The sequence below is a fragment of the Anaerospora hongkongensis genome, from assembly GCF_004339805.1.
Lineage (GTDB): Bacteria > Bacillota > Negativicutes > Sporomusales > DSM-15969 > Anaerospora > Anaerospora hongkongensis.
In genome coordinates this window covers 89,842-111,723 of record NZ_SLUI01000015.1, presented here as the reverse complement: position 1 = coordinate 111,723, position 21,882 = coordinate 89,842, and the positions used below count along the sequence as shown (strand labels likewise).

Sequence of the window (21,882 nt, the reverse complement as noted above, 5' to 3'; positions counted from 1 at the left end):
AGAATGCTGCCTGTTCTTTTGCTATCCCTTTTGCCGTACCTTGCGCGAACTCCAGAATAACTGAATACTTATGATTACGAAGAAAATGCTAAAAACCTTACGCAGTATTGCCTCCGGTAACAAGTTGGCAATATAAGCACCTGAGACACTGCCGACTAAAGCCCCTGCTGCCAGTACCAAGGCAACAGGGTAATGAATCAAGCCGTTTTGGTGATGCCGCCATACGCCTACCAGCGCAGTTGGTATCATCGCCACAATGGCAGCCGCTTGAGCCATGTGCTGATTAATATCCATTAGAAAAACTGCTGACACTACCAAAATTGCCCCGCCGCCAATTCCCAGCAAGCCGCTTAAAACACCGGTGACAACACCTGTCAAAATCGCAAGCAAAATCATTACGAAAACCACATCCTTACTGCCAGAGCAAAGGTCAATACGCTGAAAATACGCCGCAGGTGTTCCGGCTGCACTCTTGGCAGTAATGCAGCGCCCAGATAGGCTCCGGCCATCCCTCCTGCAGCAAATAACGCTGCCAGAGTGGTATCAAGCTGACCAAAAGACTGATATACGGCGGCACTTACAACAGCACTCGGAATCACAACCGCTAACGAAGTAGCATTAGCCATATGCTGACTGAGACCAAGAATATACACCATGCCCGGCACCATAATAATAGCTCCGCCGATCCCGAGCAAGCCGCTGGCAAGCCCGGCACCAACACCAATCAGCAGCATTTTTATTACCTTCATATTCATACCTCCGCGTGAAAAACGATGTATACACTATGCATTAATGCAGCCAGTTCCATAATCCCGATCCCAGTGATATTATTCCGCTTACGGAGATAACCCCTAGCGCCAGGTTACGGAACATTTGACCGTCTACCTTCGTAAACGCTTTTTCGCCTAACCAAAAACCAAGCAGCAGCGCCGGTATACTAATTGCTGCATTTAGGGTCAAACTGGAGATATTCAGTGTGCCCCAAAAATAAGATAATAGCAGGGATGCACTATTACCTAACACAAAATAGCGGGCCAGATTGGCGCGAATAGTTTCTTTCTCAGCCGCTTCATTCATATAGTATAGAACAACCGGCGGCCCGTTCAGACTGGTTGTTGAGGCCAGAAAACCGCTGTTCACGCCCACGACAGCCTGCGCAATTCGGTGGTTGGCGATTGTAACGGTTATATTACGGTACATGAGTACCGTTACTGCCACCAATACAATGCCAATACCGATTTTCAGCATTTCACTGCTGATATGGGCCATAACAAAAGCCCCTGGCAGTGCACCCATAATACTAGCGAAAAACATCAGCAATACATTTGAAAAACTCCCCACCCTGCGGGTATGCCAAACCATAACCGCTTTAACAAGAAGCCCCGTAAACAGTACCAGCATAACCACGTCTTTCGGATTAATTGCCAGGGCCAGCAACGGCGCGGCTGCCAAAGCATAGCCAAAACCAGTAAGAGTCTGTAAAAAGCTGGCAAACAATACGACAACGAAAACATAAATAACCGTTAGTGTAATCATGTCTTTCTCCTCCTGCTGCCAAAATACAGATCCTACAGCAGCTTGTTCATACATAATACTCTACAACTGCCGCTCAAGCCGGTCCATGCGAAAGTACTGCAGCACCTTGATAAAAGCCGGTGTATGGAGCGGATCAGTCTGCATACCGAACAGATGAGTCCGGCAATTGCAGTCTGATGAACCAAACTGAGCAATTTCCCAGTCGGCAACTTCGTCTAACGCACAGGCAATCGCATGCTCAAGCGGCTCAGGCGTCCGTATGGCGATGGCGGCATGAAACTCAGCTGCCTGACGAAGATAGTCAATATGCCAGTGAAACCGTTTGCGCTTTCTTTGGTGACGTTCCAGACGCTTTGTAAGATGTTGTTTGGCAGAGCCGACGTACAAATAGTACCCACAGGGAAAATGTATCGTTCCCTTACTGCCAATCGATAAACTTTTGTCCTGCTCCAGTCTGAGTACGACGATATAGTTGCCGCTGTCCTTCATTTCACGGCTAATCAGTTCCCAGGGAATTAGTGCTTCCTTAACACGTTCTCTTAAGGTGAAATCGCCCCGCCATTCCAGCGTTACCGCTTTAATCTCTACCTTGTCCCTCGCAGCAAACAAAGCTTGTGAAAACGCCAGATCGGTATGATAATCCGGTAAAAACCAGGAAGAGCGCGGCCACTGAATCAAAAACAAGATCCCAGCCCGGTATCCTTCATCCGCAAGCTGTACAAGCTTGCTAATATGCCTGCGCCCCCGCTCCGTTACCGCATCAGGAAACATCGCAATTTCATTGCCAAATAACGTACATGACTTAACCTCCACAACAAAACGCTCTGCTCCCCGTCCGAGCAGCAAATCAATCCGGCTGTTGCCAAAGGTAACTTCTCTCGCCTGGACGCTCCACTCTTCCCAGCCAGGAATTTGCTTTTGTTCAATCAGCATTTCAGCTACGTGATTGCTGTAATGAGTATCAAGCATCACCGGCATACCTTCCCGTTCAATGCCAATTACCTTGAAGCGGGTCTTTTTTCCGACGCCTTCATTGGCAGCCAGATACATCTTTTTCCCTGGAAAAAGCAGCTCCCACATCCGGCCCGGATTAGGCAGGTGAGCTTCTACTACTTTATTTGCCATACGGCATTCTACGACAAACCGGTTAAGGCGCCGCAGATACTCGGCACAATATATTTCCGGATAAAAAATCTCGTCCTTACTCACACAACCACCTCCAAGCACTCTATGTTCTCTGCTATTCCAGATTCTCGTGCGGCAAACCTTCTTTCTACTCACAATTATCGCCAAATAAAAAACCGCCTAACGGCGGCTTTGTTTTTATTCTTCCACAGGCTGACCATCTTTCCCCATACGATTTACCACATACATAAGGATCAGCACCACTACGACAGCTCCAATCATATTGGGAGTAGAAAGCAGGTAATCCGGCAGGGTCTGGTACAATCCGGCAAAACCAAAGAAAATAAAGATAATAGCGGATATCCACTTGACCATTCTCTCCGGAATTTGCTTGCCTAATGTTACCCCAATAATAATGCCAATCGCATTAGCCACCATCATTCCGGCAGTAGTTCCCATCCAGACAGGAATAAGCTGATTAAACTTAGCAGCCAGTGCTACTGTTGCCAATTGCGTTTTATCCCCCATCTCAGCCATAAAGAAAGCAATCACAACTGTCCAAAAAGGACTGTATTTATTGGACGCATCACAGTCGCCTAATTCGTCGCCCCTGATTGTCCATAACCCAAACAAAATAAATGACACAGCTGCTGCAATTTGAATATAGCTCATCGGAATAAAGCGGGTTAAGTAACTGCCTACCTCTACAGCCAGATAGTGATTAAGAATCGTGGCAACAAAAACGCCTCCCAGTACAGTTTGCCAGCGGTACCGCGTAGCAAAGCACATTCCCAGCAGCTGCGTCTTATCCCCCATCTCTGCCAGCACAACAAAAACAAATGATGTAATAAATGCTTCCATTCTTTTTTAAATCCTCCTTGTAAAAATTAAAAAGCGAGACACGTTTAGTATGACCAAAAAGTCATACTAAAGGTCTCGCTAATCGGACAAAAATAATCCAACGCTCACGCCAGACGCAAAAGCTGCGGCAGTATGTTGACGTGATCAATAAGCTACTCCCCTTTAGGGATTTAATATAATTATTATACTCGGCAATCACTGTTTGTCAAGCAAAATAAAAACCTTGCAAATTAACATTTGCAAGGCTGCATCCAAATGGTGCCTCAGGGCAGAATCGAACTGCCGACACGAGGATTTTCAGTCCTCTGCTCTACCGACTGAGCTACCGAGGCAAAAATGGCGACCCTGAACGGATTTGAACCGTCGATCTCCGCCGTGACAGGGCGGCATGTTAGACCGCTACACCACAGGGCCGCGCTACTGGAGAAAATGGTGGGCGATGACGGGATCGAACCGCCGACATCCTGCTTGTAAGGCAGGCGCTCTCCCGGCTGAGCTAATCGCCCGAAAATGGTGACCCGTAAGGGAATCGAACCCTTGATACCGCCGTGAAAGGGCGGTGTCTTAACCGCTTGACCAACGGGCCATATAAAGTGGTGACCCACGATGGACTCGAACCATCGACACCCTGATTAAAAGTCAGGTGCTCTACCAACTGAGCTAGTAGGTCATGACTGATGAGGTTTTTAGTATACAATACGTCGACGTTATTGTCAACTAGTTTTTTACTAATTCCCCGCTGTGCATGTCCAACCATTCGGGACTTGTTTAGTATAGCAGAACTCTCGCAGCTGGTCAATAGGAGATTTGACAGGGAATTTATGCACTTTTATTCCTATCCTGATTCGGAGTACGGGTTAAATACAAACCCCAAAAGACAACAGCCGTTCCTGCCAGCTGCAGCCATCCAAAGCTCTCACCAAGTAGTACATAACCGACAATAATAGAAAATACGGGCGAAAGATTATTATAGAGTGCAGCTTTTGCACTGCCAAGCAGGCTTACACCCCAGATCCACAAAAAATTGCCGATGCACATGGCAAAAATACCGGAATAGGCCGCACTCAACCATGCACCGACGGTGATCTGCCGCCAATCAATTCCCGCTAGTTCAGGCAAAGCAATCAACGCAAACAGCACCATATTAATAAGCACAATCAGCGTAGTGATTTGATAATACGAATAGCGAACCGTCAATTCTTTAGAAAAGATCGTATAGTACGCATAACCGATTTGAGCTGCAGATAATAGCAGCGCCCCTGCTAAATGGTCGGAAGACAAGCTCATCGTATTGCCCGCCCCTAAAACGATAAGGATGATTCCTGCGAAAGAGAGTCCAATACCAATCATTACCGGCCTGCTCAGCACTTCTTCCCGCTTAAATACCTTATTCATAATGGCGACCCATACCGGCAGCATTCCCAGTATGAGAGATGCATTGCCCGCTGTGGTCCGTTGAATACCTAAGGTGAAAAAAAACTGAAACAGAAAAAACCCAAAAATACTGACCTTAAGAATCTTAGAAATATCGCGTTTCTCCACTATGCAATACCGCCCTGACATCCCCAGAAACACACTAGCACAGGCAAGGGCAATCAGCATCCGGATTGCATTATAGGCCAAAGGCGGCAGTGCTGCCAGGCCAATTTTCATAATAGGAGGATTAATGCCCCATAAGAAGGCCACTGCCAGCAGGACCAGTTCAGGCCGGAAAACCGCATTCATAGCCTTCCTCCCCTTTTCAGTCATGAGCTTACGATAAATAGAAGCAGGCCTGCAACAAACTTTATTGCAAGCCTACTTATTAACTCAAAGAAAACTAAAACATGTCGTGCAGGATCATGGTTTGATCGCGGCGAGGGCCTACGGAAACAATGCCAACTGCTATTCCGGTCACTTCGCTCAGCCGTTCCACATACCGGCGGCAATTAGCCGGCAATTCATCGTAAGAACGAATGCCGCTGATCGTTTCCTCCCAGCCCGGCAATTCTTCATAAATCGGCTCCACTTCTCCCAATACCTTAAGACTGGCAGGAAACTCATTGATGACTTCACCTTTATATTTATATCCGGTGCAAATCTTCAAGGTTTTTAAACCGTCAAGAATATCAAGACGGGTAATTGCCATATATTCGATACTGCTTACAATACCGGCATAACGGACTACAGCGGCATCCAGCCAGCCGCAGCGGCGCGGGCGGCCGGTAACAGTGCCGAATTCGCGGCCCCGTTCGCGAATGGTATCGCCGGTTTCATCAAGCAGTTCTGTCGGGAAAGGCCCTTCACCCACACGAGTGCTGTAAGCTTTCACTACGCCAATGATCTTGCCAATCTGTTTAGGCCCAACACCGGCACCAACGCAAGCTCCGCCAGCAATCGGGTGGGAGGAGGTTACGTATGGGTATGTGCCGTGATCCAGGTCCAATAACGTTGCCTGGGCACCTTCAAATAAAACTTTTTGGCCGGCTTTAATCGACTCATTCAGTACGGTAGCTGTATCGGTTACATACTGTCTCAATTCTTCGGCATATCCCAGGTACTCGGCCTTCACTTGCTCGAAATCAAAGCCTTCTACGCCATAGACCTGCTTAAGAAGCTGATTTTTTGCTTCCAGATTCCGCTTTAATTTGTCGCTAAACTCTTCTTCATCTAAAAGATCTACCATCCGGATACCGACGCGGTCTATTTTATCGCCGTAGCAAGGACCGATACCACGCTTGGTGGTGCCGATTTTATGATCGCCGCGGGCTAATTCTTCCAGTTCATCCTGCAGACGGTGATATGGCATGATAACATGCGCCCGGTTGGATACTTTCAGTCCCGATGCATCAATACCTTTGGCATGCATGCCTTTAATTTCTCTCAGCATAACAGCAGGGTCAACTACGACACCATTGCCGACAATGCAGGTTTTTCCCTGATATAAAATGCCTGAAGGCAGTAATTGAAGCTTGAATTCGTCACCGCCGACAACAACGGTATGACCGGCATTATTTCCACCTTGGTAGCGAACAACTACATCTGCCTTTTCCGCCAGAAAGTCGACAATCTTGCCTTTTCCTTCGTCGCCCCATTGAGTACCAATAACAACTACTGATGATGACATATACACATCTTCCCTTCCATATTGTTTGCCAATCCGCTCATGCGAATCGCCTAAACATGTTATAATCCGAAACGGGCCATAATGGTATCTACATGCTGCAGCATATAAGCGGGATCAAAACAGGCTTCCAGTTCTTCATCCGTCAAATATTGCCGAATGTCCGGATCATTCTTCAAATTAGCCCGGAAATCCTGCCCTTCCAGCCAGCGGGCCATCGCATTGCGCTGTACCCACCGGTAAGCATCTTCCCGGACAGCACCTTTATCGACAAGCGCCAAAAGTACACGCTGGCTGAAAATAAGGCCGCCCGTTTTATTCATATTCGCTTTCATTGCATCCGGATAAACCAGCAATTTATCAACAACGTTGGTAAATATGTGAAGCATATAATCCACTAGTATCGTACTGTCAGGCAGAATAACCCGTTCTACGGAAGAATGGCTGATATCCCGTTCATGCCACAGCGCAACATCTTCCAGTGCAGCCAGAGCATTGCCCCGCACTACACGGGCCAGGCCGCTTACTCGCTCGCAAGTAATGGGATTGCGTTTGTGAGGCATGGCAGAGGAACCTTTTTGATTGGGATGAAAATACTCTTCCGCTTCGCGGATATCCGTCCTTTGGAGATTGCGAATCTCGGTGGCGAATTTATCCAGCGAACTGGCAATGATCGCCAGTGTTGACATAAATTCGGCATGACGATCCCGCTGAATAACCTGCGTTGCCAGCTTTGCCGCTTTAAGCCCCATTTTTTCACAAACATAGGCTTCTACCCTGGGGTCAATATTGGCATAGGTACCTACTGCGCCGGACAGTTTTCCCACTGCCACCGCTTCGCGGGCACGCTTCATACGTTCAATATTGCGCTCTGTTTCATCAAGCCACAAGGCAAACTTCAGGCCAAGCGTGATCGGTTCAGCATGTATGCCGTGGGTCCGGCCGATCATCGCTGTATATTTGTGTTCAGCCGCGCGGCGTTTCAATACATCGCGGAACTTCTCCAGATCACGAATAATCAGATCAGCCGCCTGTTTCATCATATATCCCAGCGCCGTATCCTTCACATCACTGGAGGTAAGCCCCATGTGAATATATTTGGCTTCATCACCGACATGTTCAGCAACAGCTGTTAAAAAAGCAATAATATCATGATGAATTTCGCTTTCAATTTCACGAATGCGCTCAACGGAAAACTTTGCTTTTTCTCTGATGACAGGTACTGCCTCTGCTGGAATTTGTCCGAGTTCAGCCATAATCTCGCATGCATAAATTTCAATATCCAGCATGGTCTGAAACTCATTTTCATCCGTCCAGATGCGGCCCATTTCCGGTTTGGTGTATCTTCTGATCATGAATCTCGCTCCTTATTTGCCGCCTTCGCGGGCCAGTATTTCCTTAGCTACGACAACACCGGCCACTGAAGCCTGTGCCAATCCGCGGGTCACTCCGGCACCATCACCGATTGCAAAAAAGTTGGGAATTTGACTTTCCAGCTTATTGGTCAGCGTAATGCGCGAAGAATAGAACTTTACTTCTACGCCATAGAGTAACGTATGACGGGAGTTCGCACCAGGTGCTACTTTATCAAGGGCTTCAAACATTTCTTTAATCGCCATAAGATGACGATATGGCAGGACCAGACTTAAGTCGCCGGGAGTAGCATCTTTCATTGTAGGCTCTACCAGCCCACGCTTAATGCGCTCGGGAGTTGACCGGCGGCCGTCCAAGAGATCACCCAGGCGTTGGACAATTACACCGCCGCCAAGCATGTTTGCAAGACGGGCGATAGATTTTCCATAGGCAATCGGCTCCTTAAAAGGCTCGGTAAAGCTTTTGGAAACCAGCAGGGCAAAGTTGGTATTATTGCTCTTCTTATCGGCATAGCTGTGACCGTTAACGGTAATTAAGCCTGAGTTGTTTTCGGTAACGACATAACCGTAGGGATTCATGCAGAAAGTACGTACCCGGTCATCAAATGATTTTGTAAAATAAACCAATTTAGACTCATAGACTACATCGGTAATATGTTCCATTACCGATGCCGGCAATTCGACCCGAACGCCGATATCAACCGGGTTCGTCATCATTCCTAAGCCCAGTTTGGACGCTTGATCAACAAACCACTCCGATCCTTCCCGGCCCGGGGCGGCAACCAAATACTTGCTTTTGATCATTTCGCCCTTGACTTCGACACCTACATACTGGCCATTTTCAACAATGATTTTTTCTACAGCCGTATTCGAACGGATCTCAATTTTGTCATCAAGATATTCTCTCATACGGGTTAAAATCTGCAGATTAACATCCGTACCCAAATGGCGGATACGGGCAGGGATCAAATTCAAATCAGCAGAAGCAGATATGCGCTGGAGACGGCGAATTTCCTCTTTTTGTTCATCGCCATACACTTTACGCACGTCACCGCCAAACTTGCCGTAGACACTGTCTACATACTCGATTTGCCGCAGCAGTTCAGCTTTATCCATATATTCATCTAATATACCACCGTATTCTGTAGTTAAAGTAAGCTTGCCGTCACTGAAGGCGCCTGCGCCTCCCCAGCCGCAGACAATATCACACGGCTTACAGTTGACACACGGTGTATTATGCGTTTCTTTCGGGCAGCTGCGGGAAGTAATATCCCGGCCTTTTTCCAGTATAAGGACCTTCAGTCCTTTGTCAGCCAACTCCAAGCCTGTAAAAATCCCGGCTGGTCCGGCGCCTATAACAATTACATCATATTGCTTCACGTAATTCACCTCGAATATTTATTCTGTCCGAAGGCCACAAAAATAACTCAAACCGGCCCTTTACGACCGCCATTTGAGTTGTTTGGAGAATCTACGCGTTTTTTCCCTTGCTTATCATAGCATTAAGGACAATACAGTGTCAACACTTTTATCGAATATTATTTTGTTTTATGTGAATAATGTTCGGAAAAACCTATCTTTTTATCAAATGCACTCTGGACTTCATTCTCTGAATCATCTGTTGCTTTTGTCTAAAAAAACATACAACATGTGCAAATTTTTAGACAATTTCGGCATTTTTTATGCGGTTTTCGCCTATTTTTCGGCTTGGCATAACTATTGCATGTTTTATTCCATAAATGATCTTTTAAAGCGAGGTTACGTTAAATGGAGCAAAAACCGGATCTTATCAGCAGCTTTTTAACCGTAATGCCCTATCTAAACGAATTATTGACAAGCGACGTGGGCGTCAGCATAACCGACAAAGAAAAATATTTGTATTACAAAGCCGGCCAGGACCTGGATTTGAAGGTTACTCCGGGGGCACCCCTAAAGCCCGGCAGCTCGGTTTACCGGGCAGTGCATGAAAAAAAACGGGCTACCATCAGAGCGGACAAGTCGTTATTCGGCATTCCTTATATTGCCGTGGCCATTCCCCTGTTTGATGCCGCGGGATCAGTTATCGGCGCAGCAAGCGTACAGGAAAGCATCTCCCGGCAGGAAACCCTAAAGGAAATGTCGCAGCAGCTAAATGCAAGCGTTACCGTTTTAGCAGCCAGCGCTGAAAAAATCTCTGCCCAGTCACAAGAGATAACCGCCATCAGCCGCGAGCTTGCGACTGCAACCTTCCAGTCCAAAGACCGCGTACGCGAATCCGATCAGGTCCTGAGTTTGATCAAGATGATTGCTTCCCAAACGAATCTTCTTGGTTTGAATGCAGCAATTGAAGCTGCCCGGGTAGGCGACCAAGGCCGCGGCTTCGGCGTTGTCGCCCAGGAAATCCGCAAGCTGGCAGGAACCAGCGCTGACTCGATTAAACAAATCGAAGATATCATCAGAAGCATTCAACAGGACAGCGACTATACCGCCGGGCAAATGCAGCTAATCGGTGACGCAATCGGACAAATAACCGATTCCATTATGCAAGTAAGTGCCGCCATCCAGCAGACGAACTCGATGACCAGCCGCCTCGATCATCTAGCCCATGAATTAAACAGCTAATGATAACACTAAACCGGCTTAACCTGAAGGTTGAGCCGGTTTAGTGTTATCTATCCAGATAATGACTTACGATAATATCCGCCTGCTTAGCTGCAGCTACATGTACTTGTGGTGCCAGCGGCGGGTTGTCTGGGCTGATTGCCGAAACCCAGTCGCCAACAACATAAAAATTCTCCTTCCGGCGATGAATCCGGATCTCTTCACTTTTTCCCCAGCCGGCAAGCCCGGAAACAGCAATCAGTAATTGGGCTTTGTGCAGATAGGTTTCAACAATCAGCTTTTTATATTCAGGCCGGTCAAAGGCTTCAACGACCACATGGCAGTCGGCAAACAGCTCTGCCGCATTATCGACACCCACCTTCTGCTGCAGGGCTTCTACCACTATTTCGTCATTAATCAGCCGAAGGTTATCGCGAAGCGCCTCAACCTTCGGTAAACCAATCTGATGACGAAAGAAAAACTGCCTGTTTAAATTACTGCTCTCAATATAGTCAAAATCAACGATTTTAAAATTGCGAAACCCGGTACGCACCAGCATTTGTGCACAGTTTGACCCCAGACCGCCTGCTCCGGCTATCCCGATTTTAACGGCAGCAAGTTTTGCGATTGCTTTCGGCTGCAAGTAACGCCGCAAGCCTTGTTCAAAAACACTCACGCCAATTAGCCCTCCTTTCTCCGCTGCGCTACCATAACTGCCAATCCTTATAGACAGGCTGATACCCCTGGCGCGAAAGCATTGCCGCCATTTCCGTCACATTGCGTCCATCAGAGATATCAAACTGGCTGACTGAATTATGCTCCATATGGCCGCCCACCGCCGTACAAGATCCGGCCGACATCTTTGTAATGCCAAGCTTTAGCAGGTGATCACGCAATGCAGCCGGTTCCCGGGTCGATAGCGTAATGCCGCTGGCCGGCATAAACAACCGGTAAGCTAACACATATTGAACTAAGTTCTTATCGTTAACCACCGCACTTGGCATAAAGCCACCCGTATGTGGACGTATACGGGGCGGGGAAATGCTGACTTCTACATCCAAAAAGTTCTGCTGCAGATAAGCAGCATGCGCTCCTGTCAAAAAAGCCTCCCGGCGCCAGTCAGCAAGGCCTAGCAAAGCACCGATATTGACAGTACGCACTCCTGCCCGGCACGCCCGCTCCGGAGCATTCAGCCGGTAAAGGTAGTTGCGCTTGGGTCCGGCAAGATGCAGCTGCTCATAGCCGGCCTGATCATATACCTCTTGGTAAATTGTCACCCCATCAACGCCGGCCTTAGCAAGCTCCTCGTACTCCGCCTGCTCGAGCGGGTAAATTTCAATGCTGATCGAGGTGAAATATTTTTTGAGAACAGCCACACAATCCTTAATATAGCTGACAGGCGAATGCAGCCTGGATTCCCCAGTTAAAATAATAAGATGTTTAAGTCCGGTTTGAGCAATGATTTGCGCCTCAGCTTCCACTTCTTCCAGACTGAGTTTTCTCCGGGCAATTTTATTTCCGCTATGGAAACCGCAGTAAACGCAATGATTAACACAATAATTTGCCAAGTACAGCGGTGTATACAATAAGATTGTCCGGCCAAAACGGTTAATCGTCAGCCGGTGTGCCTTTTGCGCCATTTCTTCCAGATATGCTTCTGCCTTGGGCGACAGCAGCGTCAGGTAATCAAGCAGCGTCATTTCATGTTTGCTGATAGCACCTGTAATCTGCCTGTCAGTAATCTCTGCAAAATAAGCTTGTATGTCAAAATCCTTGTACTGTTCAACAACGTGATGAATACTCATGTTCTTCTTCACCCCTTCCTGCTATCACCGTATAAAAAGCCGGTTAGTGGTGATGAAGCACTTGCATACATTTTGCTATCCTCCGGCTCCGCCAGATAAGCCTTTCGACCGGCACTTACCGCTAAGCCGAACGCCTGCGCCATTGCCACCGGATCACCGGCTGTGGCAACTGCCGTATTGACCAGTACCGCCGCCGCTCCCATTTCCATTGCCTCGGCAGCTTCAGATGGCCGCCCAATTCCGGCATCAACAATAATCGGCACGGAGATCTCTTCGATTAATATGCGGATTAACTCCTTGGTTTTCAGGCCGCGATTGCTGCCAATCGGGGCGCCCAGTGGCATAACTGCCGCCGCCCCTGCTTGTACCAGCTTTTTAGCAGCCATCAAATCGGGACTCATATACGGCAAAACGATAAACCCCTCTGCCGCCAGCACCTCTGCTGCTTTAATTGTCTCTATATTATCGGGCAATAAGTATTTTGCATCGGAGATAACTTCGATTTTTATCCAGTTCCCGCAGCCGGCAGCCCTGGCCAGACGCGCAATGCGTATCGCTTCTTCAGCCGTTCTCGCTCCTGAAGTATTAGGCATCAGAATGCAGCCATCCGGAATATGATTCACAATGTTTTCCCGGGGATTGTCCGGCTCAATTCGCCTTACCGCTACAGTAATAACCTGAGCACCGGCAGCACGGATCACCTCGGGAATAATGGCATGAGAGGAGAACTTGCCGGTACCTAAAAACAGTCGGCTGGCAACCGGCTGGCCGCCAATAATAAGCAGATCATCCATCTTGTTCAGCCTCCTCCTACAAATGAAATTATTTCCAGCATATCATGCGGCTTAAGAACCACCGTCTCCCATTCATCGCGCGTTAAGATCGTATTGTTGTGTTCGACAACAATACCGGCTCCAGCTAAGCCTCTTTCCTTAAGCAGCGCCGCTACCGTCACTCCATCAACAGTATCCGCTGCTTTGCCGTTAACTGTTACCTTCATCACTTTTCCTCCCTTTTTGCATGAAAATAAAAAAAAACGTACCTCCCCCAAAGGATAGGTACGTAGCCTGCAAAATCACCTCCCTCCGCGAGCATTATCTCGATCAGGTCATAAGGTCAGAGACTCACAGTCCCACTCTCAGCCCATAACATGGACTCCCTTGGTTGTAGCACTATTCAATTACAGCTTCATTCTACTCTACCTTTATTTGCCAGTCAAGTCATTTACCGTTTAATGACGTATGGTGATTTTCATTTTCTGCAGTACTTTACCATTTTGGTCAACAAAACTGATAGTTAGGCCACCCCAGATATCGGCGATCTGGCGGTCGAGCACAACATAATCGGCAGGAAAGGTGATATTTTTCGTTGTCATGTCACCGGGGCGGGGGCTTTTTGTATGAACCCGCACCGTCAGCTGATTGCCGCTAAGCACGACTTTTTCAATCCCGATATCATAGCCGCCGCCGGCAGTCCCCAGATAAGCGGCAAGTACAAGTTTGTTGCGATAATCAACAGTTTTCAGCTTATCAGCTAAAACATCATTTTCTTTGATATCTGCAGCAGTAACAACAGCTTTAAATGTCATGTCCTGCAAATACCGGTCATCATACCATTTCCAGGAAGTGTACTTGTTAGTTGAATAGAGTACTTTTTCTCCGGGAGCGGGCGTCTCTGGCTGCGGTACCGGCTTAACAGGCCCCGTTACTTTGTAGATCGTCCAGATAGCATCACCGCCGCCAAAAGGCTTCACAAGAATCATGGTATATACTCTGCCGTCATGCTTAACTTCCATGTCAATTTGTCCATGACGGGCCAGGCTTGTCCCGCTGTATTGACGAATAATGGAAAACGCATCCTGGTCGGTAAAGCCATAAGCTTTTCCTTCCCGGCGGGCAACTTCCAGTGGATTTAACCGCCACCGGTCACGCCCGGCATCAACATCCTGCTGCCATTTGATTACCTTGTTGTAATCAAGGCCTTCCACCCCAGGACCGATATCAACTTTGCCACCGCTTACCGGCGGATTTTTCACTACTGTTCTCACTTGCTGAATAGATACAACCTGCCAGATCTTTTGGCTGCCAGCGCCTCCAGGCTGTTTTAGCTGAACAAGATAATACTTATTACCATGTCCAACCAATACTTTCGCGTTTCCTTGCATCCTGTCCACTGACAGGAGGGTAAACGTATCTTCTTTATCATTAAAACCATACCGTTCGGCAGAGTTTTTCAATACAAGTACCGGATCAAGCAGCCAAACCTTTTGATTCGTTTCCACCTGCCGCTGTAAGCTGTTGAGCTCTTCAGCCGGAACCATATCCACCTTTACCGGTTCATCGGCCGGCTCCACAACAGTAACCTGTTCTGTTTCACCATTAGCCTTCATGACAACGGCTTCTTCGACAGCTTGAACTTCGCTTTCATTGTCTAAGACCTTGTATGCAGGTACGGCAGCTTCTTCCGTCGAATTCGCCTCTGGCTTAGCAGCCGTTTCTTTTTGTTCTTTGCCGCTAAACCACTTGGCAGCAACTGTTTCTGTTGCCGTAAGCGGTAGCAGCACAGCAGCCATTAAGGTAACACCAGCCACAGCCGCAGTAATTTTTGTGTATTTTTTCATCATGATTTGCTCTCCTCTCATTTGACTGGTTAGTCACTTATTATAACGCTGCCGTCAGGAGAAAGTAACGTTATCGAGCAGCAATCCTTATGAAATCGTCCTGAAAAAATTACCATCAGGCTGCTCAAAATAGTGCTATAATAGAATGCGTCGGCAATACTGCCTCCAAACCATTCGAAAAGAGGGAATCAAAGTGAAATCAATAACACGTGTTCTAGCTTTGCTACTAGCATTCGTATTCATCTGCTCTACAGGCTTCGCTGCGTCACTCGACAGTAATGCCACTGCAGCCATCGCCTTATATATTGATACTTCAGGCCATTATGTTCCGGGAATGGACTTACTCAACAAGGCACTTAATGAAGTCATCCGCTTCAAGGTAAACGCACTGCTGCTGGGCAGCGAGGTACAATCAGGCAACGAGGTACTGCGCGATTTAAGCCGCTGCCAGATCAATACTGCCAATGATGCTACACCGCAAACATTAACTGCCTACGGCGATGCCCGCCATGTTAATTACATCCTGCTGCTTTCGGTCCGCCCTCTGGATATCGCCCTGGACGTAAAGGCTTTTTCAACCGCTTCCGGCAGCTACCTTGTTGATAAAACAATCAACCGGCCTGACAGGACGGCTGCAATGTCCACTTTAGATACCTTATCGGCCATGATCGGCGGTGAAGTAGCCGATATATTACAGACAATCCAAAACACGGCTGCCAATGTTGCCGTTGTTCAAAACTAGCATCCGCCAAAGGAACCCTGTGCTCACGGCTCAGGGTTCCTTTTCATTTCTCTCAATTGCTGCAATCGGTTGATAGATGTCCAGTTCACAATAATGATCTTGCGATAATAAGCTGTCTATATATTCAAAGCGGAAGGTATCGGCAAACCGGAAGCCTGAATTAAATATCCACTTTGAATACATATGAACCAGCAAGCGACCTACCTGGCGGCCATTAATATCGTCAGGCCGGAAAAAACCGACAAAGCGAAACACCACATATTTATGTGCAGGAATCTCCACTCCGTGCATGCCTGGAGGAATTGAATCCAGATTGGCCGCCTGGACAGAAGGCATATAGTAAATATAGCCCTGATTACTGGCGCTCCAATCCGTGTAGCCGTAATAAACATGGGGATTAACCGGATTTGCAATCTGCTGCTTATAATGATAAAAGAAATCCCGCCCATAAGCATTCGCCGTTTTATCGCCAGACTTACTCATAATCTTGTGTTTCATACCAATCAGAAAAAACTTTTGTCTAAAAACGAATTCAGGCTTATACACCGCAGAATTAGCAACGGAATGAATGTCGTTGATATTGAGCTTTTCCTGAATATGCAGCGACATTTGTTCTGACCTGACCTTCTGCGGCGTATATCCAAACTTCTTTCGAAAAGCCCGGATATAGGATTGTTCATAATCAAATCCATAGTCAAAGGCAATATCAATTACGCGCCTGTTCGTGTGAACCAGGTCATTAATACTCGCCGAAAGCTTTCGGGACTGCACATAATCCATTAATGATTCACCTGTTAAGGCCTTAAACATGCGGTGTAGATGAAATTTAGAAATCTTGCAGTGCATGGCAATATCATCGAGGCTGATTTTTCTGCCTAGACTAGCCTCAGTGAAATCGACACAAGTAGTGAGCATTTCTTTGATATCGATCATGGCACCCCTCCTTTTGCCGGTGAAGCATTAAAAACGTTTTAAAAGCAAGGCTGCGTTATGGCCTCCAAAGCCAAAGGAATTTGTCAATGCATACTCGATCTCTGCTGACCTGCCTATATTCGCTACATAATCCAAGTCACATTCCGGGTCTGGTGTTTCATAATTAATCGTAGGCGGCAAAAATCCCTCCTGAAGTGCAGATGCGGTGATAATCGTTTCGATTGCCCCTGCAGCTCCCAGCAAATGACCCGTCATCGATTTTGTTGAACTTACCGGCAGCCGGTAGGCGTATTCTCCAAAAACCGTTTTTATAGCTGCCGTTTCATTCCGGTCGTTTACAGGTGTCGAGGTTCCGTGTGCATTGATATATCCAATTGCAGCAGGCTTTATTCCTGCATCTGCTATGGCCAGCTTCATACATTCGGCAGCCCCTTCGCCCCCTTCGGCAACAGCCGTAATATGATAGGCATCATTGGTACAGCCATAGCCGGCTATTTCGGCAATAATATGGGCACCCCGGCTCACTGCATGACTTAATTCCTCCAGAATTACCACACCCGCACCTTCTCCCAGAACGAATCCGTCCCGCTTGTAGTCAAACGGACGGCTGGCTGTGTGTGGATCAGGATTTGTTGTCATTGCTTTCATGGAGCAAAACCCGGCCATAGCAAGCCGGGTCAACGCAGCTTCTGCTCCGCCGGCAACCATAACATCAGCGCCATTGCGCTGAATAATTTTATAAGCATCTCCTATTGCATTAGCGGATGACGCACAGGCAGACACGGTACACTCTGAGAACCCGGTTAATTTATACTTGATCGCAATAAGCCCCGCCGCCATATTCGGCAGCATCATGGGTACAAAGAAGGGACTAATCCGGTCCGGTCCCCGGTCCAGCAATACCGTATGCTGATTCTCAATGGTTTCTACACCGCCGATACCGGTGCCAATAATCACGCCGGCCCGCCTGCGGTCAATTGCGGCGGTATCAAGCCCTGAATGGGCAAAGGCCAAACCGGTCGCCGCCACTGCATACTGCGCAAAACGATCCATTCGCTTGCTTTCTTTTTTATCAATAAATCTGCTTGTATCAAATTCTTTGATTTCTGCACCGATCCGCGTAGGGAGATCTGCTACAGGAATCCTTTCAACCGGCGTAATTCCTGACTTTCCCGCTTTAATAGCCTGCCAAAAATGTTCGGCGCCTATCCCTAGAGAAGTCACCGCTCCCATTCCGGTAATAACGACACGTCTTTGCATAAAAATCTCCCTTCAAATTTACTAGTCTGAAATCATGCATTAAATGTAGCATATTTATTTCTGCAAAAATGAACAACTATTGCTTTCCTTTGAAAAAACAAAAGCAGCCGTCCTCGATCAAGCAAGAGGACGGCTGCTCTATAAGCCTATATTGAGCAATCTCAAAAAGCAAGTAACCGGGCCGGATTCTCAATGATTAACTGTCGAATTTGCCGTTCGGTTACTCCGCACTGTTTCAATGCCGGGATGACAAAATCAGTAAGACGACGATACCCCTCCCCGCCGCCGCGGCGTGTAGCAAGCTTCGTAAATACGTCATTGCCAATAACCAGCTGTTCTGCATACCCTTCCTTAATTAATGCCACTAACCCGGAAAGAGCATACCAGTCCGGGTATTGCACCATTCCCAGCGGCTCATCGTCCGCCTCAAAGCCAAATGGAGTAAAGGAAAGTACAAAACCTTGCTGAAGCAATTCCCGGTGAAGCTGTATATCAAAGGGAATCCGCCCCGGATTGCCTACCAGCTCCTCCAAAGTTAAAAAGCCCAGCAGCAGTTGGATATGACACAAGATGGTCCGCTCCGGAATACAACCCCCTTCGAGGAGCGACCGTACTACATTTAACCGGACCTCCTCCGGGGAAAGATCAAGACCGAGATGCACCTGCAGTGACATTCCCGTTTCACCGGCAACAAATGCCGCAGCCCGCAAGTAGCTTTCCAACTGCTCTGTATACACTTCATAAGCAGCTTTAATATGTCCGGGAAGGATTCCGGTATCGCCAATTCCATGATTAATTTCATGGCGTAAGAAACGGACATACTCTTCATACGTCATCGTACGGTACTGCTGGGGCCACGTATATTCCGCATATAGTCCGGTAGAGGCAATAATATGCACGCCTGATGCACTGCTAATACGGCGAAGCGCAAATACATCCTCTGCAGCACTGCGAATTCCGGGGGCACTGACTTCCAGAATTGCGCTGCCGCCTCCCTGGCGAAATTCCGTAATTTCCGCAATCATCAGCTGTTCGTCATCTAATTTCATATTATCGGCAGATAAGGCAATATTATGGCGCAGAAACGAACGATTCTCCAGTGTCAGCTTTTCATCCGGATGTACCAGCCCCCTGTCCCGGGCAACACCAATTCTTCTGACCCGATGACGAAACATGGAACAATCAGAAAAAATGTGTTCATGCATGGAGGTGAACCCTAGCTCTTCCGGTGCGATAGGACCGCAAACCGTCATAATTTTCAGCGACATAGTTATCATCCTCTCAAATGCCAGCTTACGGCTCACCAATAACCGGCTCATTAATCCGCTGTACATTCGCTCTATCATATGCATAGTCGGCAATTTGAAGAACAGCCTCACCATCATCTTACAATTTGCCTGGATACAAAACATGCCGGACATGATACTATATTGACTAACTACGTTTATGTTATCGATGTGGATGGGAGGATTCAAAATATGAGAACAGTGAATTGGGGAATTCTTTCAACAGGTACAATAGCTAAAAAATTTGCAGACACTCTTAATCATTTGCCGGACAGCGGAAAGCTGACTGCAGTTGCGTCCCGAAGCGAGGGCGGCGCAAAACAATTCGCCAGCGAATACAACATTTTAAAGGCTTATAGCTCCTATTATGACTTGGCCTGTGACCCTGAGATCGACGTCATCTATATTGCTACTCCCCACTCTATGCATTACGAAAACGCAAAGCTTTGCCTGGAAAACGGCAAGCATGTCTTATGCGAAAAATCGTTTACCGTCAATGCGGCCCAGGCTGCTGAACTATTCGCACTTGCCAAAGAAAAAAAGCTCTTTATTATGGAAGCCTTTTGGACAAAATTTCTCCCTGCCTATCAATTGCTGGCTAAGACATTGGCAGAAAAAACGATTGGTGATATCACGCATTTTCGGGCACAATATGGCTTCGCTCCCACCGGCGCAAGATACATACGAAAATTCGACCCCCATCTGGCAGGCGGCACTCTACTGGATATTGGCGTCTATGCAATTGGCGTGGCTGCCATGCTGCTGGGCTATACTCCCAAAGAGCTTCATTCAAGCGCACTGCTTGGCGAATATGGTACTGACACCTTTAACAGCATTATGCTTGCTTACGACCAGGGTACAACGGCTCATCTAATTACGGCCATCGGCTCGATTATCGAACCTCAGGCCGTGATTTTCGGTACTAAAGGGCACATTGTTCTGCCAAATTTTACAGCTTTAACTGCCTATCAGGTAGCAATTGACAATGAAGCCACTTATACAGTGAATGCTCCTTTCCTTTATAACGGCTTTGAATACCAAATAAAAGAGTCCGAGCAGTGTCTGCTGAATGGCTTGCAGGAAAGCTCCATTATGACTCACCAGAATACACTCGATGTTCTGTCGTTAATGGATAAAGCCCGCGCCAGCTGGGGTCTGACCTATCCCTCTGAACGGTAATAAAAAAAGCCACCTCGCCAAAGCTGCCGTTCTATCCGGCCTGCTTAGCAAGGTGGTTTCTTATATCTAAGTGGTTAATTAGCGGTCTGCAAGCGCCCCGGACAGCTGCATGCCCAGTTTTCAGGGGCCGCCACCTGCCTGCCTCGTTCCAGGAAAAGCACTTCCTGCCCCAACGCCCTTGCTTCCTGAGGATCATGCGTAACCAATACAAAAGGAATATTCCACAGCTGCTGCATACTTTTCAGCTCCGCCTGCAATTCCAGACGGGTACTAGTATCCAAAGCTGAAAGCGGCTCATCTAAAAGTAAAATATCAGGTTCGGCCATTAGGGCCCGCGCCAAAGCAACCCGTTGCTTTTCACCGCCTGACAGTTTATCGGTAAAGCGTTCTGACAAATGGTCGATTTTGAGCAGCCTGAGCAGTTTTTTATACAGCTCCTGCGTTTTTGCATCGCTTTTGCGTACACCATACCAAATATTCCGGTGTACATTCATATGTGGAAACAGTGCATAATCCTGAAACATATACCCCACACGGCGCCTACTGGAAGGCACAAATTCATTCGTTTTCGAATCATACAACGGCAAACTGCGGTTAGTAATTATACCGGAATCAGGTTTTTCCAGTCCAGCAATACAACGAAGAGTTGTTGTCTTGCCACAACCGGAAGGACCGAAAAGCACCAGAATGCTGTTTTCCACCGAAAACTTGAGTTTCAGTTCAAAGTCTGACAGCTGTTTCGTTATATCAATATGCAGCATCAAAACAGCCTCCTTCCGGCAGAACTTCCCTCTTTCGTCTTCGACCAGATATTTAACCAAAAAATCATTGAAAATGTGAGCACGCTAATGATTAGCACATACAGCCCCGCAAGGGTTAAATTATTGGATTCAGCCGCAAAATAAATAGCAAGCGGCAAGGTTTGCGTTTTACCGGGAATGTTACCCGCCACCATAATAGTAGCACCAAACTCACCTAGCGCCCGGGAAAATGACAACACCAGCCCGGCAACTAACCCTGGCCAGGAGAGCGGCACCGTAACGGTCCAAAAAACCCGCCATTCGCTCGCCCCCAGCGTTCGGGCAGCATCTTCCAGCTTGCCGTCCACACTTTGAAAAGCAGCCTTCGCACTTTGATACATCAGGGGAAAAGCAACAACTGATCCTGCCAGTACGGCCGCGTAAGGAGTAAAAATAAGCTGCGTGGCAAAATGTTCTCCCATAAACTTCCCTACCGGACCATTTTTCCCAATCAGCAGCAGCAGCAAGAACCCGGTCACGACCGGCGGCAATACCATCGGCAGGATAAACAGGGCCTCCACAGCCGCTTTTCCCGGGAAATTCAGCGTTTTCATGATATACGCTGCCAGCAGCCCAAAAACAAACACAAATACAATGGATGCAACAGCAACTTTCAGTGACAGCACCACTGGCTGCCATTCAATCCATGCATTCACAGTACTGCTCCCCCCGATCTACA

The 21,882-nt window shown here is 47.6% G+C and carries 22 protein-coding genes, 5 tRNA genes and 1 riboswitch; of the genes, 3 read left to right on the top strand and 24 right to left on the bottom strand.

The genetic code is table 11. The annotated features are described in order from the left end of the window. Positions 1–21 precede the first annotated feature (21 nt). From EV210_RS18940 to EV210_RS18875, 14 genes are all read right to left on the bottom strand, one after another. Positions 22–396, bottom strand: a complete 375-nt coding sequence (locus EV210_RS18940; RefSeq protein WP_132082927.1) for a sulfite exporter TauE/SafE family protein — start codon at positions 394–396, stop codon at positions 22–24. Next, positions 396–749, bottom strand: coding sequence for a sulfite exporter TauE/SafE family protein (locus tag EV210_RS18935; RefSeq protein WP_165898972.1), 354 nt, complete (start codon positions 747–749; stop codon positions 396–398). Before EV210_RS18935 ends, EV210_RS18940 begins: the two co-directional genes overlap by 1 nt. A gap of 40 nt (positions 750–789) precedes the next feature. Further along, positions 790–1,536 (bottom strand): sulfite exporter TauE/SafE family protein, encoded by a 747-nt coding sequence (locus EV210_RS18930; protein ID WP_165898971.1) that lies wholly within the window; start codon positions 1,534–1,536, stop codon positions 790–792. A 60-nt stretch (positions 1,537–1,596) separates the two neighbouring features. Beyond that, entirely contained in the window at positions 1,597–2,745 is a 1,149-nt protein-coding gene (sfsA, locus tag EV210_RS18925; RefSeq protein WP_207900779.1) for a DNA/RNA nuclease SfsA, read from the bottom strand. 114 nt (positions 2,746–2,859) lie between these two features. Continuing rightward, positions 2,860–3,522, bottom strand: a complete 663-nt coding sequence (locus EV210_RS18920) for a TMEM165/GDT1 family protein (protein WP_132082924.1) — start codon at positions 3,520–3,522, stop codon at positions 2,860–2,862. 256 nt (positions 3,523–3,778) lie between these two features. Then, positions 3,779–3,854, bottom strand: a tRNA-Phe gene (locus tag EV210_RS18915). 5 nt (positions 3,855–3,859) lie between these two features. Then, a tRNA-Asp gene (locus tag EV210_RS18910) sits at positions 3,860–3,936 on the bottom strand. A gap of 16 nt (positions 3,937–3,952) precedes the next feature. Further along, positions 3,953–4,028 (bottom strand) — tRNA-Val (locus EV210_RS18905). A gap of 5 nt (positions 4,029–4,033) precedes the next feature. Continuing rightward, positions 4,034–4,108: transfer RNA gene (locus EV210_RS18900), tRNA-Glu, on the bottom strand. A gap of 8 nt (positions 4,109–4,116) precedes the next feature. Then, positions 4,117–4,192 (bottom strand) — tRNA-Lys (locus EV210_RS18895). A 149-nt stretch (positions 4,193–4,341) separates the two neighbouring features. After that, positions 4,342–5,247: a DMT family transporter gene (locus EV210_RS18890; protein WP_132082923.1), complete on the bottom strand. Its 906-nt coding sequence runs from the start codon at positions 5,245–5,247 to the stop codon at positions 4,342–4,344. A gap of 94 nt (positions 5,248–5,341) precedes the next feature. Then, entirely contained in the window at positions 5,342–6,628 is a 1,287-nt protein-coding gene (locus EV210_RS18885) for an adenylosuccinate synthase (protein WP_132082922.1), read from the bottom strand. 59 nt (positions 6,629–6,687) lie between these two features. Beyond that, on the bottom strand, positions 6,688–7,980 hold the full coding sequence (purB, locus tag EV210_RS18880) for an adenylosuccinate lyase (RefSeq protein ID WP_132082921.1): 1,293 nt from the start codon (positions 7,978–7,980) through the stop codon (positions 6,688–6,690). A gap of 12 nt (positions 7,981–7,992) precedes the next feature. Next, positions 7,993–9,378, bottom strand: coding sequence for an NAD(P)/FAD-dependent oxidoreductase (locus EV210_RS18875; protein ID WP_207900778.1), 1,386 nt, complete (start codon positions 9,376–9,378; stop codon positions 7,993–7,995). A 387-nt stretch (positions 9,379–9,765) separates the two neighbouring features. Between EV210_RS18875 and EV210_RS23360 the strand changes: the two genes are divergently transcribed. Then, positions 9,766–10,599: a methyl-accepting chemotaxis protein gene (locus EV210_RS23360; protein WP_132082919.1), complete on the top strand. Its 834-nt coding sequence runs from the start codon at positions 9,766–9,768 to the stop codon at positions 10,597–10,599. Positions 10,600–10,645: 46 nt separating this feature from the next. Here EV210_RS23360 and thiF read toward each other — a convergent pair whose 3' ends face one another. The 5 genes from thiF to EV210_RS18845 all read right to left on the bottom strand — a co-directional run bounded on the left by thiF (position 10,646) and on the right by EV210_RS18845 (position 15,006). Continuing rightward, on the bottom strand, positions 10,646–11,254 hold the full coding sequence (gene thiF, locus EV210_RS18865) for a sulfur carrier protein ThiS adenylyltransferase ThiF (protein ID WP_132082918.1): 609 nt from the start codon (positions 11,252–11,254) through the stop codon (positions 10,646–10,648). Between the two features lie 28 nt (positions 11,255–11,282). After that, complete coding sequence (gene thiH / locus EV210_RS18860) at positions 11,283–12,383, bottom strand: 2-iminoacetate synthase ThiH (protein ID WP_132082917.1); 1,101 nt, start codon at positions 12,381–12,383, stop codon at positions 11,283–11,285. An 8-nt stretch (positions 12,384–12,391) separates the two neighbouring features. Next, complete coding sequence (locus EV210_RS18855; protein ID WP_132082916.1) at positions 12,392–13,177, bottom strand: thiazole synthase; 786 nt, start codon at positions 13,175–13,177, stop codon at positions 12,392–12,394. A gap of 5 nt (positions 13,178–13,182) precedes the next feature. Further along, positions 13,183–13,383, bottom strand: coding sequence for a sulfur carrier protein ThiS (gene thiS / locus EV210_RS18850; protein WP_207900777.1), 201 nt, complete (start codon positions 13,381–13,383; stop codon positions 13,183–13,185). A 63-nt stretch (positions 13,384–13,446) separates the two neighbouring features. Next, a riboswitch (TPP riboswitch) is annotated at positions 13,447–13,555 on the bottom strand. A 59-nt stretch (positions 13,556–13,614) separates the two neighbouring features. Continuing rightward, entirely contained in the window at positions 13,615–15,006 is a 1,392-nt protein-coding gene (locus EV210_RS18845) for a protease complex subunit PrcB family protein (RefSeq protein WP_165898970.1), read from the bottom strand. Between the two features lie 190 nt (positions 15,007–15,196). Between EV210_RS18845 and EV210_RS18840 the strand changes: the two genes are divergently transcribed. Continuing rightward, complete coding sequence (locus tag EV210_RS18840; RefSeq protein ID WP_132082913.1) at positions 15,197–15,745, top strand: hypothetical protein; 549 nt, start codon at positions 15,197–15,199, stop codon at positions 15,743–15,745. A gap of 30 nt (positions 15,746–15,775) precedes the next feature. Here EV210_RS18840 and EV210_RS18835 read toward each other — a convergent pair whose 3' ends face one another. From EV210_RS18835 to EV210_RS18825, 3 genes are all read right to left on the bottom strand, one after another. Beyond that, the gene (locus tag EV210_RS18835) at positions 15,776–16,678 is read right to left on the bottom strand and encodes an AraC family transcriptional regulator (RefSeq protein ID WP_132082912.1); all 903 of its coding nucleotides are present in this window, start codon (positions 16,676–16,678) and stop codon (positions 15,776–15,778) included. A 27-nt stretch (positions 16,679–16,705) separates the two neighbouring features. Then, positions 16,706–17,938, bottom strand: a complete 1,233-nt coding sequence (fabF, locus tag EV210_RS18830; RefSeq protein WP_132082911.1) for a beta-ketoacyl-ACP synthase II — start codon at positions 17,936–17,938, stop codon at positions 16,706–16,708. 161 nt (positions 17,939–18,099) lie between these two features. Then, complete coding sequence (locus EV210_RS18825; protein ID WP_132082910.1) at positions 18,100–19,206, bottom strand: phosphotriesterase family protein; 1,107 nt, start codon at positions 19,204–19,206, stop codon at positions 18,100–18,102. 210 nt (positions 19,207–19,416) lie between these two features. Here EV210_RS18825 and EV210_RS18820 point away from each other — a divergent pair, with 210 nt between their 5' ends. Continuing rightward, positions 19,417–20,403 (top strand): Gfo/Idh/MocA family protein, encoded by a 987-nt coding sequence (locus EV210_RS18820; RefSeq protein WP_165898969.1) that lies wholly within the window; start codon positions 19,417–19,419, stop codon positions 20,401–20,403. Between the two features lie 74 nt (positions 20,404–20,477). Here EV210_RS18820 and EV210_RS18815 read toward each other — a convergent pair whose 3' ends face one another. Both EV210_RS18815 and modB read right to left on the bottom strand, forming a co-directional pair. Beyond that, positions 20,478–21,164, bottom strand: a complete 687-nt coding sequence (locus EV210_RS18815; protein WP_132082908.1) for an ATP-binding cassette domain-containing protein — start codon at positions 21,162–21,164, stop codon at positions 20,478–20,480. Further along, complete coding sequence (gene modB, locus EV210_RS18810) at positions 21,164–21,859, bottom strand: molybdate ABC transporter permease subunit (protein WP_243650635.1); 696 nt, start codon at positions 21,857–21,859, stop codon at positions 21,164–21,166. Before modB ends, EV210_RS18815 begins: the two co-directional genes overlap by 1 nt. Positions 21,860–21,882: the final 23 nt, after the last annotated feature.

Bases quoted from the DNA above. Each gene is read 5' to 3' on its own strand.
- EV210_RS18940 (WP_132082927.1), bottom strand. From the start codon at position 396: ATGATTTTGCTTGCGATTTTGACAGGTGTTGTCACCGGTGTTTTAAGC.
- EV210_RS18935 (WP_165898972.1), bottom strand. From the start codon at position 749: ATGAAGGTAATAAAAATGCTGCTGATTGGTGTTGGTGCCGGGCTTGCC.
- EV210_RS18930 (WP_165898971.1), bottom strand. From the start codon at position 1,536: ATGATTACACTAACGGTTATTTATGTTTTCGTTGTCGTATTGTTTGCC.
- EV210_RS18920 (WP_132082924.1), bottom strand. From the start codon at position 3,522: ATGGAAGCATTTATTACATCATTTGTTTTTGTTGTGCTGGCAGAGATG.
- EV210_RS18890 (WP_132082923.1), bottom strand. From the start codon at position 5,247: ATGAATGCGGTTTTCCGGCCTGAACTGGTCCTGCTGGCAGTGGCCTTC.
- EV210_RS18885 (WP_132082922.1), bottom strand. From the start codon at position 6,628: ATGTCATCATCAGTAGTTGTTATTGGTACTCAATGGGGCGACGAAGGA.
- purB (WP_132082921.1), bottom strand. From the start codon at position 7,980: ATGATCAGAAGATACACCAAACCGGAAATGGGCCGCATCTGGACGGAT.
- EV210_RS23360 (WP_132082919.1), top strand. From the start codon at position 9,766: ATGGAGCAAAAACCGGATCTTATCAGCAGCTTTTTAACCGTAATGCCC.
- thiH (WP_132082917.1), bottom strand. From the start codon at position 12,383: ATGAGTATTCATCACGTTGTTGAACAGTACAAGGATTTTGACATACAA.
- EV210_RS18855 (WP_132082916.1), bottom strand. From the start codon at position 13,177: ATGGATGATCTGCTTATTATTGGCGGCCAGCCGGTTGCCAGCCGACTG.
- thiS (WP_207900777.1), bottom strand. From the start codon at position 13,383: ATGAAGGTAACAGTTAACGGCAAAGCAGCGGATACTGTTGATGGAGTG.
- EV210_RS18845 (WP_165898970.1), bottom strand. From the start codon at position 15,006: ATGATGAAAAAATACACAAAAATTACTGCGGCTGTGGCTGGTGTTACC.
- EV210_RS18835 (WP_132082912.1), bottom strand. From the start codon at position 16,678: ATGATCGATATCAAAGAAATGCTCACTACTTGTGTCGATTTCACTGAG.
- fabF (WP_132082911.1), bottom strand. From the start codon at position 17,938: ATGCAAAGACGTGTCGTTATTACCGGAATGGGAGCGGTGACTTCTCTA.
- EV210_RS18825 (WP_132082910.1), bottom strand. From the start codon at position 19,206: ATGTCGCTGAAAATTATGACGGTTTGCGGTCCTATCGCACCGGAAGAG.
- EV210_RS18820 (WP_165898969.1), top strand. From the start codon at position 19,417: ATGAGAACAGTGAATTGGGGAATTCTTTCAACAGGTACAATAGCTAAA.
- EV210_RS18815 (WP_132082908.1), bottom strand. From the start codon at position 21,164: ATGCTGCATATTGATATAACGAAACAGCTGTCAGACTTTGAACTGAAA.